Origin of the sequence: Streptomyces cylindrosporus, from assembly GCF_022698165.1 — a bacterium.
Classification (GTDB): Bacteria; Actinomycetota; Actinomycetes; order Streptomycetales; family Streptomycetaceae; genus Streptomyces; species Streptomyces cylindrosporus.
This window is the reverse complement of record NZ_JALDAY010000016.1, coordinates 265607-277295: the sequence shown is the minus strand read 5'-3', so window position 1 is coordinate 277295 and position 11689 is coordinate 265607. Positions and strand designations below refer to the sequence as shown.

General features: G+C 68.5%; 10 protein-coding genes and 3 pseudogenes. 3 read left to right on the top strand and 10 right to left on the bottom strand.

Features of this window, described 5'->3' with window-relative positions; translation table 11 throughout:
- The coding region (locus tag MQP27_RS43375; protein WP_242775962.1) for a hypothetical protein at positions 1–258 on the top strand (258 nt) is incomplete at its 5' end.
- A gap of 150 nt (positions 259–408) precedes the next feature.
- Here MQP27_RS43375 and MQP27_RS43370 read toward each other — a convergent pair.
- The 5 genes and pseudogenes from MQP27_RS43370 to MQP27_RS43350 all read right to left on the bottom strand — a co-directional run.
- Complete coding sequence (locus MQP27_RS43370; protein WP_242775960.1) at positions 409–2094, bottom strand: ribonuclease J; 1686 nt, start codon at positions 2092–2094, stop codon at positions 409–411.
- A gap of 143 nt (positions 2095–2237) precedes the next feature.
- On the bottom strand, positions 2238–3137 hold the full coding sequence (gene dapA, locus MQP27_RS43365) for a 4-hydroxy-tetrahydrodipicolinate synthase (RefSeq protein WP_242775958.1): 900 nt from the start codon (positions 3135–3137) through the stop codon (positions 2238–2240).
- A 211-nt stretch (positions 3138–3348) separates the two neighbouring features.
- A pseudogene (gene thyX, locus MQP27_RS43360) lies at positions 3349–3798 on the bottom strand (FAD-dependent thymidylate synthase); the annotation flags it as partial.
- A 3-nt stretch (positions 3799–3801) separates the two neighbouring features.
- A pseudogene (locus MQP27_RS43355) lies at positions 3802–4548 on the bottom strand (HNH endonuclease); the annotation flags it as partial.
- Between the two features lie 159 nt (positions 4549–4707).
- Positions 4708–4998 (bottom strand): annotated as a pseudogene (locus tag MQP27_RS43350) (FAD-dependent thymidylate synthase); the annotation flags it as partial.
- 221 nt (positions 4999–5219) lie between these two features.
- Here MQP27_RS43350 and MQP27_RS43345 point away from each other — a divergent pair.
- Together MQP27_RS43345 and MQP27_RS43340 are read left to right on the top strand one after the other, a co-directional pair.
- Entirely contained in the window at positions 5220–5456 is a 237-nt protein-coding gene (locus MQP27_RS43345; protein WP_242775955.1) for a hypothetical protein, read from the top strand.
- 91 nt (positions 5457–5547) lie between these two features.
- The gene (locus MQP27_RS43340; RefSeq protein ID WP_242775952.1) at positions 5548–6102 is read left to right on the top strand and encodes an SCO5741 family PH domain-containing membrane protein; all 555 of its coding nucleotides are present in this window, start codon (positions 5548–5550) and stop codon (positions 6100–6102) included.
- A 47-nt stretch (positions 6103–6149) separates the two neighbouring features.
- Here the strand turns inward: MQP27_RS43340 and MQP27_RS43335 are convergent, their stop codons facing one another.
- From MQP27_RS43335 to rpsO, 5 genes are all read right to left on the bottom strand, one after another.
- Positions 6150–6602, bottom strand: a complete 453-nt coding sequence (locus MQP27_RS43335) for a tetratricopeptide repeat protein (RefSeq protein WP_242775949.1) — start codon at positions 6600–6602, stop codon at positions 6150–6152.
- Between the two features lie 7 nt (positions 6603–6609).
- A complete protein-coding gene (gene dapB / locus MQP27_RS43330) occupies positions 6610–7362 on the bottom strand; it encodes a 4-hydroxy-tetrahydrodipicolinate reductase (RefSeq protein ID WP_242775946.1) in 753 nt (250 codons plus the stop codon).
- Positions 7363–7388: 26 nt separating this feature from the next.
- Positions 7389–8768 carry a M16 family metallopeptidase gene (locus MQP27_RS43325; protein WP_242775943.1) on the bottom strand — a complete coding sequence of 460 codons (1380 nt, stop codon included), beginning with the start codon at positions 8766–8768 and terminating at the stop codon, positions 7389–7391.
- Complete coding sequence (locus MQP27_RS43320; protein ID WP_242775940.1) at positions 8765–10984, bottom strand: polyribonucleotide nucleotidyltransferase; 2220 nt, start codon at positions 10982–10984, stop codon at positions 8765–8767. The genes MQP27_RS43325 and MQP27_RS43320 overlap by 4 nt, the downstream gene beginning before the upstream one ends.
- Positions 10985–11284: 300 nt before the next feature.
- Entirely contained in the window at positions 11285–11572 is a 288-nt protein-coding gene (gene rpsO / locus MQP27_RS43315; protein WP_015657483.1) for a 30S ribosomal protein S15, read from the bottom strand.
- Positions 11573–11689: the final 117 nt, after the last annotated feature.

Genomic DNA, 11689 nt, shown 5'->3' with positions numbered 1-11689 from the left:
ACGCCCCAACCGGCAAAGCCGACCGGGAACGGGGTATCAACATATCTGGCGTTGATTTTTGGCACGCTGTTGAGTTCTCAAGGAACGGACGCTTCCTTCGTACTCACCCTCGCGGGCTTTCCTCCGGGCTTCCCTTCGGTCTTGCGTTTCCGACTCTATCAGATCCTTTTCCGATCCGATTTCCTCGGCGCTTTCCAGGTTCCCGCTTTTGTTTCGCGGTTTCCTTTCCGGCGGTTCCGACTTTATCAGAAGTTCTGAGTCGGTTTTCCCGCCCTCCGGGTCTGCTCCCGGCGCACGAAGCGGCCGGGTTCCCCTGCTGGCGGAGCCGTAAACGTACTGGAGCGGGGCGCCTCGATGCAAATCGAGGCGCCCCGCTCCCAGTTCACGCGTACGAGGGGTCGTGCGCGATCAGACCTCCACGACCACCGGGAGGATCATCGGCCTGCGCCGATACGTGTCGGAGACCCACTTGCCGAGCGTCCGGCGGATGAGTTGCTGCAACTGGTGCGGCTCCACCACGCCGTCCTGGGCCGAGCGTTCGAGAACCTCCGTGATCTTCGGGATCACCTCGCTGAAGGCGGAGTCCTCGATGCCCGAGCCGCGGGCCTGGACGTGCGGACCACCGGTGATCTTGCCCGTGGACGCGTCGACGACCACGAAGACCGAGATGATGCCCTCGTCGCCGAGGATCTTGCGGTCCTTCAGGGCCGGCTCGCCGACGTCACCGACGGAGAGGCCGTCGACGTAGACGTAACCGGCCTGGACCTTGCCCGAGATCTTCGCCTTGCCCTCGACGAGGTCGACGACCACGCCGTCCTCGGCGATGACGATCCGGTCGTGCGGGACGCCGGTGAGGGCGCCGAGTTCCGCGTTGGCGCGCAGGTGGCGCCATTCGCCGTGGACCGGCATCAGGTTCTTCGGGCGGCAGATGTTGTAGAAGTACAGGAGCTCGCCGGCGGACGCGTGGCCCGAGACGTGCACCTTGGCGTTGCCCTTGTGGACGACGTTGGCGCCCCAGCGGGTCAGGCCGTTGATCACGCGGTAGACCGCGTTCTCGTTGCCGGGGATGAGCGAGGACGCCAGGATCACCGTGTCGCCGTCGACGATCCGGATCTGGTGATCGCGGTTGGCCATGCGGGACAGGGCCGCCATCGGCTCGCCCTGGGAGCCCGTGCAGACCAGGACCACCTCGTGGTCCGGGAGGTCGTCGAGGGTCTTGACGTCGACGACCAGGCCCGGCGGGACCTTCAGATAGCCCAGGTCGCGGGCGATGCCCATGTTGCGGACCATCGAGCGACCGACGAAGGCGACCCGGCGGCCGTACTCGTGGGCCGCGTCCAGGATCTGCTGGATGCGGTGGACGTGGCTGGCGAAGCTCGCCACGATGATCCGCTTGCGGGCGCTGGCGAAGACCTGGCGGAGGACGTTCGAGATGTCGCGCTCGGGCGGGACGAAGCCCGGAACCTCGGCGTTCGTCGAGTCCGCGAGGAGGAGGTCGATGCCTTCCTCGCTCAGGCGCGCGAACGCGTGTAGATCCGTGAGGCGGTTGTCCAGCGGGAGCTGGTCCATCTTGAAGTCGCCCGTGTGGACCACCATGCCCGCGGGGGTGCGGATGGCGACCGCCAGGGCGTCCGGGATGGAGTGGTTGACCGCGACGAACTCGCAGTCGAAGGGGCCCACGCGCTCGCGGTTCCCCTCCGCCACCTCAAGGGTGTACGGGCGGATGCGGTGCTCCTGGAGCTTGGCCTCGATCAGGGCGAGGGTCAGCTTGGAGCCGATCAGCGGGATGTCCGGCTTCTCCCGCAGGAGGAAGGGGACGCCGCCGATGTGGTCCTCGTGGCCATGCGTCAGGACGATGCCCTCGATGTCGTCGAGGCGGTCCCGGATGGACGAGAAGTCGGGCAGGATCAGGTCGATTCCGGGCTGCTCCTCCTCGGGGAAGAGCACTCCGCAGTCGACGATCAGCAGACGGCCGCCGTACTCGAAGACCGTCATGTTCCGGCCGATCTCGCCGAGGCCACCGAGCGGGGTGACCCGGAGGCCGCCCTCGGGAAGCGGCGGGGGCGGGCCGAGTTCAGGATGCGGATGACTCAAAAGACTCTCCTCACCACACGCGCCACGTACCGGTGGGCACGTGGCGCGCGTGACGTTCGTGCGTGTAGCAGTTGTCGTTGTGGAATGCAGGCACCGGTGGCCTGCCTATTCAGTTGTGAAGCCTGGTGGTGCCAAGTCTGTTGCTAGAGCTGTACCCCGCCCGCGGCAAGATCGATCTTGAGCTGCTCGATCTCTTCGGGTGAGCACTCGACCATCGGTGCGCGCAGCGGTCCTGCGGGCAGGCCCTGGAGGGCGAGGGCGGCCTTGGTGGTCATGACGCCCTGGGTGCGGAACATGCCCGTGTAGACCGGGAGCAGCTTCTGGTGGATCTCGGTCGCCTTCTGTACGTCGCCCGAGGTGAAGGCCTCGACGAGGGCGCGCAGGTCGGGCGTGACCACATGGCCGACGACGGAGACGAAGCCGACCGCGCCCACGGAGAGCAGCGGCAGGTTCAGCATGTCGTCGCCGGAGTACCAGGCGAGGCCCGAACGGGCGATGGCCCAGCTCGCCCGGCCGAGATCGCCCTTGGCGTCCTTGTTGGCGACGATACGCGGGTGCTCCGCCAGCCGGACCAGCGTCTCGGTGTTGATCGGGACGCCGCTGCGGCCGGGAATGTCGTAGAGCATGACCGGCAGCTCAGCGGCGTCGGCGACGGCTGTGAAGTGCCGGTACAGGCCCTCCTGCGGGGGCTTGTTGTAGTACGGCGTGACGACCAGGAGGCCGTGCGCGCCGATGCGCTGGGCCTCGCGGGCCAGCTCGATGCTGTGGTGGGTGTCGTTGGTGCCGACGCCGGCGACCACGTGGGCCCGGTCGCCGACCGCCTCCAGGACCGCCCGTACGAGTTCCGATTTCTCCGCGTCGCTGGTGGTGGGGGACTCACCGGTGGTGCCGTTGATGATCAGGCCGTCGTTGCCTGCGTCCACCAGGTGGGTGGCGAGCCGCTGGGCGCCATCGAGGTCGAGTGCGCCGTCCGCCGTGAAGGGCGTGACCATGGCGGTGAGGACCCGCCCGAAGGGGGTCTGCGGAGTGGAGGTCGGAGCCATGGGTAACACGCTACTCGGTGCTCATCGCGTGGTCTGCCCTTGGGGTGCGGGATAAGTCCGGACAAATGCGGAGCCCGGTACTGCCTGCTCGGGGGTTCAAGCAGTACCGGGTCCGTTTGATCAGGCTAGATGAACTTCACCAATGCCCGCAATTGGGACACTTCATGCGACTGACCCGTACATGTGTGCCCTGCCGGGGAACGCGGGTGCGTTACGGCGCCACACGGCCGTTCGCATTGAAGGCCGCGTAGGTCAGCGGCATGAGCCTGGCCCACTCCGCCTCCATCTTCTCGCCGACCATCTCGATCTCCCGCTGCGGGAAGGACGGGACCTTGGCGAGCTCGTGCTGGGTGCGCAGGCCGAGGAAGTGCATCAGCGACCGGGCGTTGCAGGTGGCGTACATCGAGGAGAACAGGCCGACGGGCAGGACGGCCCGGGCGACCTCGCGTGCGACGCCGGCGGCGAGCATTTCCTGATAGCGCTCGTACGCCTGGATGTACGACTCCTGCATCGCGCGTTCCACGATCTCCTGCTGGGCTTCGGTGCCCTGCACGAACTCGTACTTGCCGGGGCGGCCCTGCTGGACGAGTTTGCGGTCCTCGCCGGGGACGTAGAAGACCGGCTGAAGCTCCCTGTAACGGCCGGACTCCTCGTTGTACGAGTTGTGCACGATGAAACCGTCTGCGAGGAAGTTGTGCCAAGGGCCTTCCACGGAGAGGTCGTACGTCATTTCCTCGCCGTCGGCCTCGATGGTGACGACCCGGTCCGGTACCGCTGTGGCGATCTTGCCGCCACGCTGGGCCAGCGCTTGCTCCCCCGCGCTCTTGGTGGCATGACAAGGTTCACAGGCGGGCGCGAGGTTCTTCTCATTGAGGGCTTGGAGCAGGTCGCCGGCCACGGGGACCACGTGGTCCAGGGCGAGTTGGTCGCGCGGGAACTCCCCACCGCACAGGTGGCAGGCGTCGACCTCCTTGATCAGCCGCTCGCGCTGCATCGAGGTCCACACGCCGATGCCGCGCCGCAGGCTCGGCGGAATCAGCGCCTGTGACGGACGCGGCTCGGTGCCACCCACCAGCACGTCGTCGCCGATGGTGAGCTCCCCCGCCTTGCACCAGCCCTCCGGGGTGAACAGAGCGTGGTCGACCGTGCAGCGGAGGGTCTTGCCCGAGGCCGTGGTGATTTTTACGAGTGGCTTCACACCGGACTCGATTACGTCGACGATCCTGGCGCGCTGGGCGAGCAAGGTCTCCTCGTCGTAGCAGCGGACATGGTTTCGACGCACCGATTCGAGCTTGCGGATACGGGTGCTGGGATGCAGCTCCCGGAACTCGGCGACAGCGGACTCAGCAGCCTCGCGGTTCTCGTACAGGCCGAGGTAGTGGTTGGTGTCGCCGCGTCGCACCTGGGCCATCCACTTGCCCGCCCGGCTGTGCCAGGTCACGCCTCCGGCCGAGTGCGGCAGACGGTCCTCGACTCCCGTGTGCCACAGCCGGTACAGCTCGGCGATAGTGCGTCGGCGCAAATGGCCGGCCTCGCTCTCCAGCGTGATCTGCGTGTCCCCCGCAATGCACCAGCCCACCCGGTGCCGCATGAACTCGCGGAAGACGAAGATCGGGGCGCTGATGAAGAAGGTCATCGAGTTGTGCTCGAAGGGGCTGCCGTGGCGGTCCCGCATCAGGTAGTTGATCAGGCCCTTGGAGCGCTCGGGGTCCTTCTGCAGCTCCTCCAGGGACTGCTCGCCGGCGGTGGAGACGCGGGCGGCCCACAGCACGTCGGAGTCGGCCGCGCTGTGCTTGACCAGCTCGACGGTGACGTCGCTGCGGAAGCTGGGCTTGAGGTCGTCGGCGGGGGTGTCGGTCACGGCTCGGAGGGTCCTTCCATCACTTCTGGCGGGCGGCGCCCACTCTACGGCCCGGCACTGACAACGGGGCGTTCGGTGCCGGGTCGCGACATACGGCGGCGAATTTCTGTGAATTCGGCGAAACCGGGCACCTATTGGGGCACTCGCTCGTCTGTGTAGATGACAGCCACTCGTTCGACTCCCGCAGTTCGAGACCGAGATCCAGAAGGAGACGCACCCCCATGTTCCGTCGGCGCGAACCCGTCCCGTTCGCCTTCCTCGCCGAAGCCGACAGGTTCCGCAGCAATGTCACCCCACCGACCCCCGAGCGGGCGTCCGCCGGTCAGATAGCCGCGCGCTGGCTGCTCGGGCTGACCATCGTCGCCGCGCTCGTCGGCTCCCTGGTCCTCGGGATGCCGGCGCTGTCCACGAACACCAGTACGCCGACTCAACAGTCCCAGGCGTCCCAGGGGCACTGACTCCATCCGGACCCCCAAGGGTGGTGAGCGGGCATCCGGCCGGATAGCCTCACCGGGCACAGCCCACGCATGGATTGAGTGAGGACCAGCCGTGCCCCTGCCCTTCCTGACGGCCGACCGTGCCATCGAGACAGCCGACGACCTCGCGCTGCCCTTCGACGACCGAGACCGCTGGCGGCGTCCCTACCGTCCCGGTCCGTGGCGCGTGGGTGTGGCGGCGCTGTGGCTGCTGCTCGCCTCGTTCGTGCTGTTCGCCGCGGTCGCCATCGCGGCGACCGCGTCGAGGTCCGAGGCCGGTGTCGTCCTGGGTATCGCGCTGGCCGTCATCGCGGGCGCCCTGCGGCTGCTGCGCGTGGGCGTCTGGGTGAGCGCGCGGGGTTTGCGCCGCGTCAGCTTCTTCGGGACGCGTACGACTCCCTGGGACCGGGTCGCCGCGGTGCGGACGGTGCAGCAGCCGGTGCGCTGGCTGGGGCTGCCGCGGACCGTGCAGGGGCAGGCGCTGATCCTCGTACGCAAGGACCGTGGTGGGCAGGACGCCCCGACGCTGCTGACGACGCACAACGCCGACTTCCTCGCGCGGCCGGGGTCGTTCGACCGGGCGGCGGACACGGTCGAGGCGTGGGCCGCGGAGTACGGACGGGGCTGACTCGGGCGGGCTACGCCGCGATACAGCCCCGCGCCACTTCGGAGCGCTCAGGCCTCCGTCGGCCTTCCGTCGTGCAGGGCGATGGCCCTTTGCATGGCCTTGCGGGCGCGTGGGGTGTCGCGGGCGTCGTGGTAGGCGACGGCGAGGCGGAACCAGCTGCGCCAGTCGTCGGGGGCGGCCTCGGTCTCGGCCTTGCGCTTGGCGAAGACCTCGTCGGCCGAGTCGCGGTCGATCCGGCCGCCGGGGGTGCGCTTCAACTCGTCGACGGGCAGGCCGCCTTCGGCGTCGAGTTCGGCGGCGAGGGCGTTGGCCCTGCGGACGAACTGGGTGTTCTTCCACAGGAACCACAGGCCGATGACCGGCAGGATCAGCACCGCCACGCCGAAAGTGACGGTGATGAGCGTGCCGGACTGGATGAGCATGACGCCGCGGCTGCCGACCAGGACGAAGTAGAAGACCAGGACGGCGGCCGTTATCGCGTACGAGAGCTTTGCGCGCATCGTGTCGTCAGCCCAGGTCCAGGAAGTTTTCCAGGCCGAAGGTGAGGCCCGGAGCGGTCACCACGCGGCGGGCGCCGAGCAGGATGCCCGGCATGAAGCTGCTGTGGTGGAGCGAGTCGTGGCGGATCGTGAGGGTCTCGCCCTCGCCGCCCAGCAGTACTTCCTGGTGGGCCAGCAGGCCACGGAGGCGGACGGAGTGGACCGGGATCCCGTCGACGTCCGCGCCCCGCGCGCCGTCGAGGGCGGTCTCGGTGGCGTCCGGCGCCGGGGCCGTGCCGGCCTCGCGGCGGGCCTCGGCGATGAGCTGAGCCGTGCGCGTGGCGGTACCCGAAGGCGCGTCCACCTTCTTCGGGTGGTGGAGCTCGATGACCTCCACCGACTCGAAGTACGGCGCCGCGATCTGCGCGAACTTCATGTTCAGGACGGCCCCGATGGAGAAGTTCGGCGCGATGAGGACGCCCGTCTCCGGGGAGGCGGCCAACCAGCCGTTCAGCTGCGCGAGGCGCTCGTCGGTCCAGCCCGTCGTACCGACGACCGCGTGGATGCCGTGGCCGACGCAGTACTCGAGGTTGTCCATCACCGAGGCCGGCGTGGTCAGTTCGACGGCGACCTGGGCGCCGGTCTCGGCCAGGGTCTCCAGCTTGTCGCCCCGGCTCAGGGCGGCGACCAGCTCCATGTCCTCGGCGGCCTCCACGGCCTTGACCGCCTCGGAGCCGATCCGGCCCTTGGCACCGAGGACCGCCACACGCAGCTTGCTCATCTTCTTGGTTTCCTTCGGGAGGGGGCTTACGCGACCGCTTCGTGCAGCCGGGAGGCCTGCTTGTCCTTGAGCGGGCCGATGACCGACAGCGAGGGCCGCTGTCCCAGGATGTCGCGGGCGACCGAGCGGACGTCGTCCGGGGTGACCGAGGCTATCCGGGTCAGCATGTCGTCGACGGACATCTGCTCGCCCCAGCACAGTTCGCTCTTGCCGATACGGTTCATCAGCGCGCCGGTGTCCTCCAGGCCGAGGACCGTGGAACCCCGCAACTGCCCGATGGCGCGGGCGATCTCGTCGTCCGAGAGGCCGTGCTGGGCGACGTGGTCGAGTTCGTCGCGGCAGATCTTCAGCACGTCGTGGACCTGCGAGGGCCGACAGCCGGCGTACACGCCGAACAGGCCGCAGTCGGCGAAGCCGGAGGTGTACGAGTACACGCTGTAGGCCAGGCCGCGCTTCTCGCGAACCTCCTGGAACAGGCGGGAGGACATGCCGCCGCCGAGGGCCGTGTTCAGCACGCCGAGGGCCCAGCGGCGGTCGTCGGTGCGGGCCAGGCCCGGCATGCCGAGGACGACGTGCGCCTGCTCGGTCTTGCGGCCGAGGAGCTCGACCCGGCCGGCGGTGCGCAGCGCGCGGCGGCCGTCGCGCGGGGCGATGGGCGCGGCGTCGGACCTCTTGAAGGCGCCCGCCTTCTCGAAGGCCGCGCGGACCTGTCGTACGACCTTGTTGTGGTCGATGTTGCCGGCGGCCGCCACGACCAGGTGGGTCGGGTCGTAGTGCTTCCTGTAGAAGCGGCGGATGCGGTCGGCGGTGAGGGCGTTGACCGTGTCGACCGTGCCGAGGACCGGACGGCCGAGGGGGTTGTCGCCGAACATCGTGTGCGCGAACAGGTCGTGCACGCAGTCGCCCGGGTCGTCCTCGGTCATGGCGATCTCTTCGAGGATGGCGCCGCGCTCGACGTTGACGTCGTCCTCGAGGATCAGGGAGCCCGTCAGCATGTCGCAGACGACGTCCATGGCGAGCGGCAGGTCGGCGTCGAGCACGCGCGCGTAGTAGCACGTGTACTCCTTCGCCGTGAACGCGTTCATCTCGCCGCCGACCGCGTCGATCGCCGAGGAGATGTCCAGGGCGCTGCGCCGGGTCGTGCCCTTGAAGAGGAGGTGTTCCAGGTAGTGCGTGGCGCCGTTCAGGGCCGGCGTCTCGTCGCGGGAGCCGACCTGCGCCCAGATGCCGAACGTGGCGGAGCGGACCGAGGGGAGGGTCTCGGTGACGATGCGCAGGCCGCCCGGGAGGGTGGTCTTGCGGACCGTGCCGATGCCGTTCTCGCCCTTGATCAGGGTTTGGGTACGGGCGACGGCCCGCGCCTCCGAGGAGGTGCGGGCCGTCGCCGTGGAGCTGCTCGACGTCACTTGTCGGAGTCGTCCTTCTTGTCGTCCTCAGCGTCTTCGCCCTCGATGACGGGGACGAGGGAGAGCTTGCCGCGGGAGTCGATCTCGGCGATCTCGACCTGGACCTTCTGGCCCACGCCGAGGACATCCTCGACGTTCTCCACGCGCTTGCCGCCGGCGAGCTTGCGGATCTGCGAGATGTGCAGCAGACCGTCCTTGCCGGGGAGGAGCGAGACGAAGGCGCCGAACGTCGTCGTCTTCACGACCGTGCCCAGGTAGCGCTCGCCGACCTCGGGCATCGTCGGGTTGGCGATGCCGTTGATGGTCGTACGGGCGGCCTCGGCGGAGGGGCCGTCGGCGGCACCGATGTAGATGGTGCCGTCGTCCTCGATGGTGATCTCGGCGCCGGTGTCCTCCTGGATCTGGTTGATCATCTTGCCCTTGGGGCCGATGACCTCACCGATCTTGTCCACGGGGATCTTGACGGTGATGATCCGCGGGGCGTTCGGGGACATCTCGTCGGGCGTGTCGATCGCTTCCATCATCACGTCGAGGATGTGGAGGCGGGCGTCACGGGCCTGCTTCAGGGCGGCGGCCAGGACCGAGGCCGGGATGCCGTCCAGCTTGGTGTCCAGCTGGAGCGCGGTCACGAACTCCTTGGTACCCGCGACCTTGAAGTCCATGTCACCGAAGGCGTCCTCCGCACCGAGGATGTCGGTGAGGGTGACGTAGTGCGTCTCGCCCTCGATCTCCTGGGAGATCAGGCCCATGGCGATACCGGCGACGGGGGCCTTCAGCGGCACACCGGCGTTCAGCAGCGACATGGTGGAGGCGCACACCGAGCCCATGGACGTCGAACCGTTGGAGCCGAGGGCCTCGGACACCTGACGGATCGCGTAGGGGAACTCCTCGCGGGTCGGCAGGACCGGGACCAGCGCGCGCTCGGCGAGGGCGCCGTGGCCGATCTCGCGGCGCTTCGGGGAGCCGACGCGGCCGGTCTCGCCGGTGGAGTACGGCGGGAAGTTGTAGTTGTGCATGTAGCGCTTGCGGGTCACCGGGGAGAGGGTGTCCAGCTGCTGCTCCATGCGGAGCATGTTGAGGGTGGTGACGCCCAGGATCTGGGTCTCGCCACGCTCGAACAGCGCCGAGCCGTGCACGCGCGGGATGGCCTCGACCTCGGCGGCGAGCGTACGGATGTCCGTCACGCCACGGCCGTCGATGCGCTTCTTCTCCTTGATGACGCGCTCTCGGACCAGGGACTTGGTCAGCGAGCGGTACGCGGCGGAGATCTCCTTCTCGCGGCCCTCGAACTCCGGCAGGAGCTTCTCGGCGGCCAGGCCCTTGACGCGGTCCAGCTCGGCCTCGCGCTCCTGCTTGCCCGCGATGGTCAGCGCGGAGGCGAGCTCCGGCTTGACGGCGGCGGTCAGCGCCTCCATGACGTCGTCCTGGTAGTCGAGGAAGATCGGGAACTCGGCGGTCGGCTTGGCGGCCTTCGCGGCGAGGTCGGCCTGGGCCTTGCAGAGGACCTTGATGAAGGGCTTCGCGGCGTCCAGACCGGCGGCGACGACCTCCTCGGTGGGGGCCTCGGCGCCGCCCTTGACCAGCTGGATGGTCTTCTCGGTGGCCTCGGCCTCGACCATCATGATCGCGACGTCGCCGTCCTCCAGGGTGCGGCCCGCGACGACCATGTCGAAGACGGCGTCCTCGAGCTCGGAGTGCGTCGGGAAGGCGACCCACTGGCCGTTGATCAGCGCGACGCGGACGCCGCCGATCGGGCCGGAGAAGGGCAGACCGGCCAGCTGGGTGGACGCGGAGGCGGCGTTGATCGCCACGACGTCGTACAGGTGGTCGGGGTTGAGGGCCATGATCGTGGCGACGACCTGGATCTCGTTGCGCAGGCCCTTCTTGAAGGACGGGCGCAGCGGGCGGTCGATCAGGCGGCAGGTGAGGATCGCGTCCTCGGAGGGGCGGCCCTCACGGCGGAAGAAGCTGCCGGGGATCTTGCCGGCGGCGTACATCCGCTCCTCGACGTCCACCGTCAGGGGGAAGAAGTCGAGCTGGTCCTTGGGGTTCTTGGAGGCGGTGGTGGCCGACAGCACCATGGTGTCGTCGTCCAGGTACGCCACGGCGGAGCCGGCGGCCTGCTTGGCGAGGCGGCCCGTCTCGAAGCGGATGGTGCGGGTGCCGAAGGAGCCGTTGTCGATGACGGCCTCGGCGTAGTGGGTCTCGTTCTCCACTAGCGTTTTCTCCGTTACTTTCGTCTGCGTTTCGTCTTTTGTCCCTTTCCGCCCGTGTGGCGGGGGGACGTACGCGGAGAAGCGCTCCGTCTGGTGCGGGCCGGTCTTCGATCGAAGCACCCGGGGTTCGCATCGCCCGGGGGCCACTACCGAGGACCGGCGGCGGCGAGGTGCACTTCTCCTCGTGTTACTGCGTTGTGCTACCACACTACAAAGCGGGTGTGACACTGCGCACGTTTCCGCACGTACGCAAAGGGAGCGGTCCCCGATCCTTTCGGGAACCGCTCCCCTCGGCACGTCTTACTTGGCGCCCGCCGCACCGCGGCGGATGCCGAGGCGGTCGACCAGCGCACGGAAGCGCTGGATGTCCTTCTTGGCCAGGTACTGCAGCAGGCGGCGACGCTGACCGACCAGGATGAGCAGACCACGACGGGAGTGGTGGTCGTGCTTGTGGGTCTTGAGGTGCTCGGTCAGGTCGGAGATCCGACGGGAGAGCATCGCGACCTGGACCTCGGGGGAGCCGGTGTCGCCCTCCTTCTGGCCGAACTCGCTGATGATCTGCTTCTTCGTAGCGGCGTCGAGCGGCACGCGTACTCCTCGTAGTCTGTGAGTGGCCTCCGAGTGCCCCCGGTCCACATCTCGGGGGAGCTTCCGTTACTCGGGAGGCTGAGGGCCGTCCGGGTGTGTACACAAACGGCCGTCACA

Bases quoted from the DNA above. Each gene is read 5' to 3' on its own strand.
- dapB (WP_242775946.1), bottom strand. From the start codon at position 7,362: ATGAGCAAGCTGCGTGTGGCGGTCCTCGGTGCCAAGGGCCGGATCGGC.
- MQP27_RS43345 (WP_242775955.1), top strand. From the start codon at position 5,220: ATGTTCCGTCGGCGCGAACCCGTCCCGTTCGCCTTCCTCGCCGAAGCC.
- dapA (WP_242775958.1), bottom strand. From the start codon at position 3,137: ATGGCTCCGACCTCCACTCCGCAGACCCCCTTCGGGCGGGTCCTCACC.
- MQP27_RS43335 (WP_242775949.1), bottom strand. From the start codon at position 6,602: ATGCGCGCAAAGCTCTCGTACGCGATAACGGCCGCCGTCCTGGTCTTC.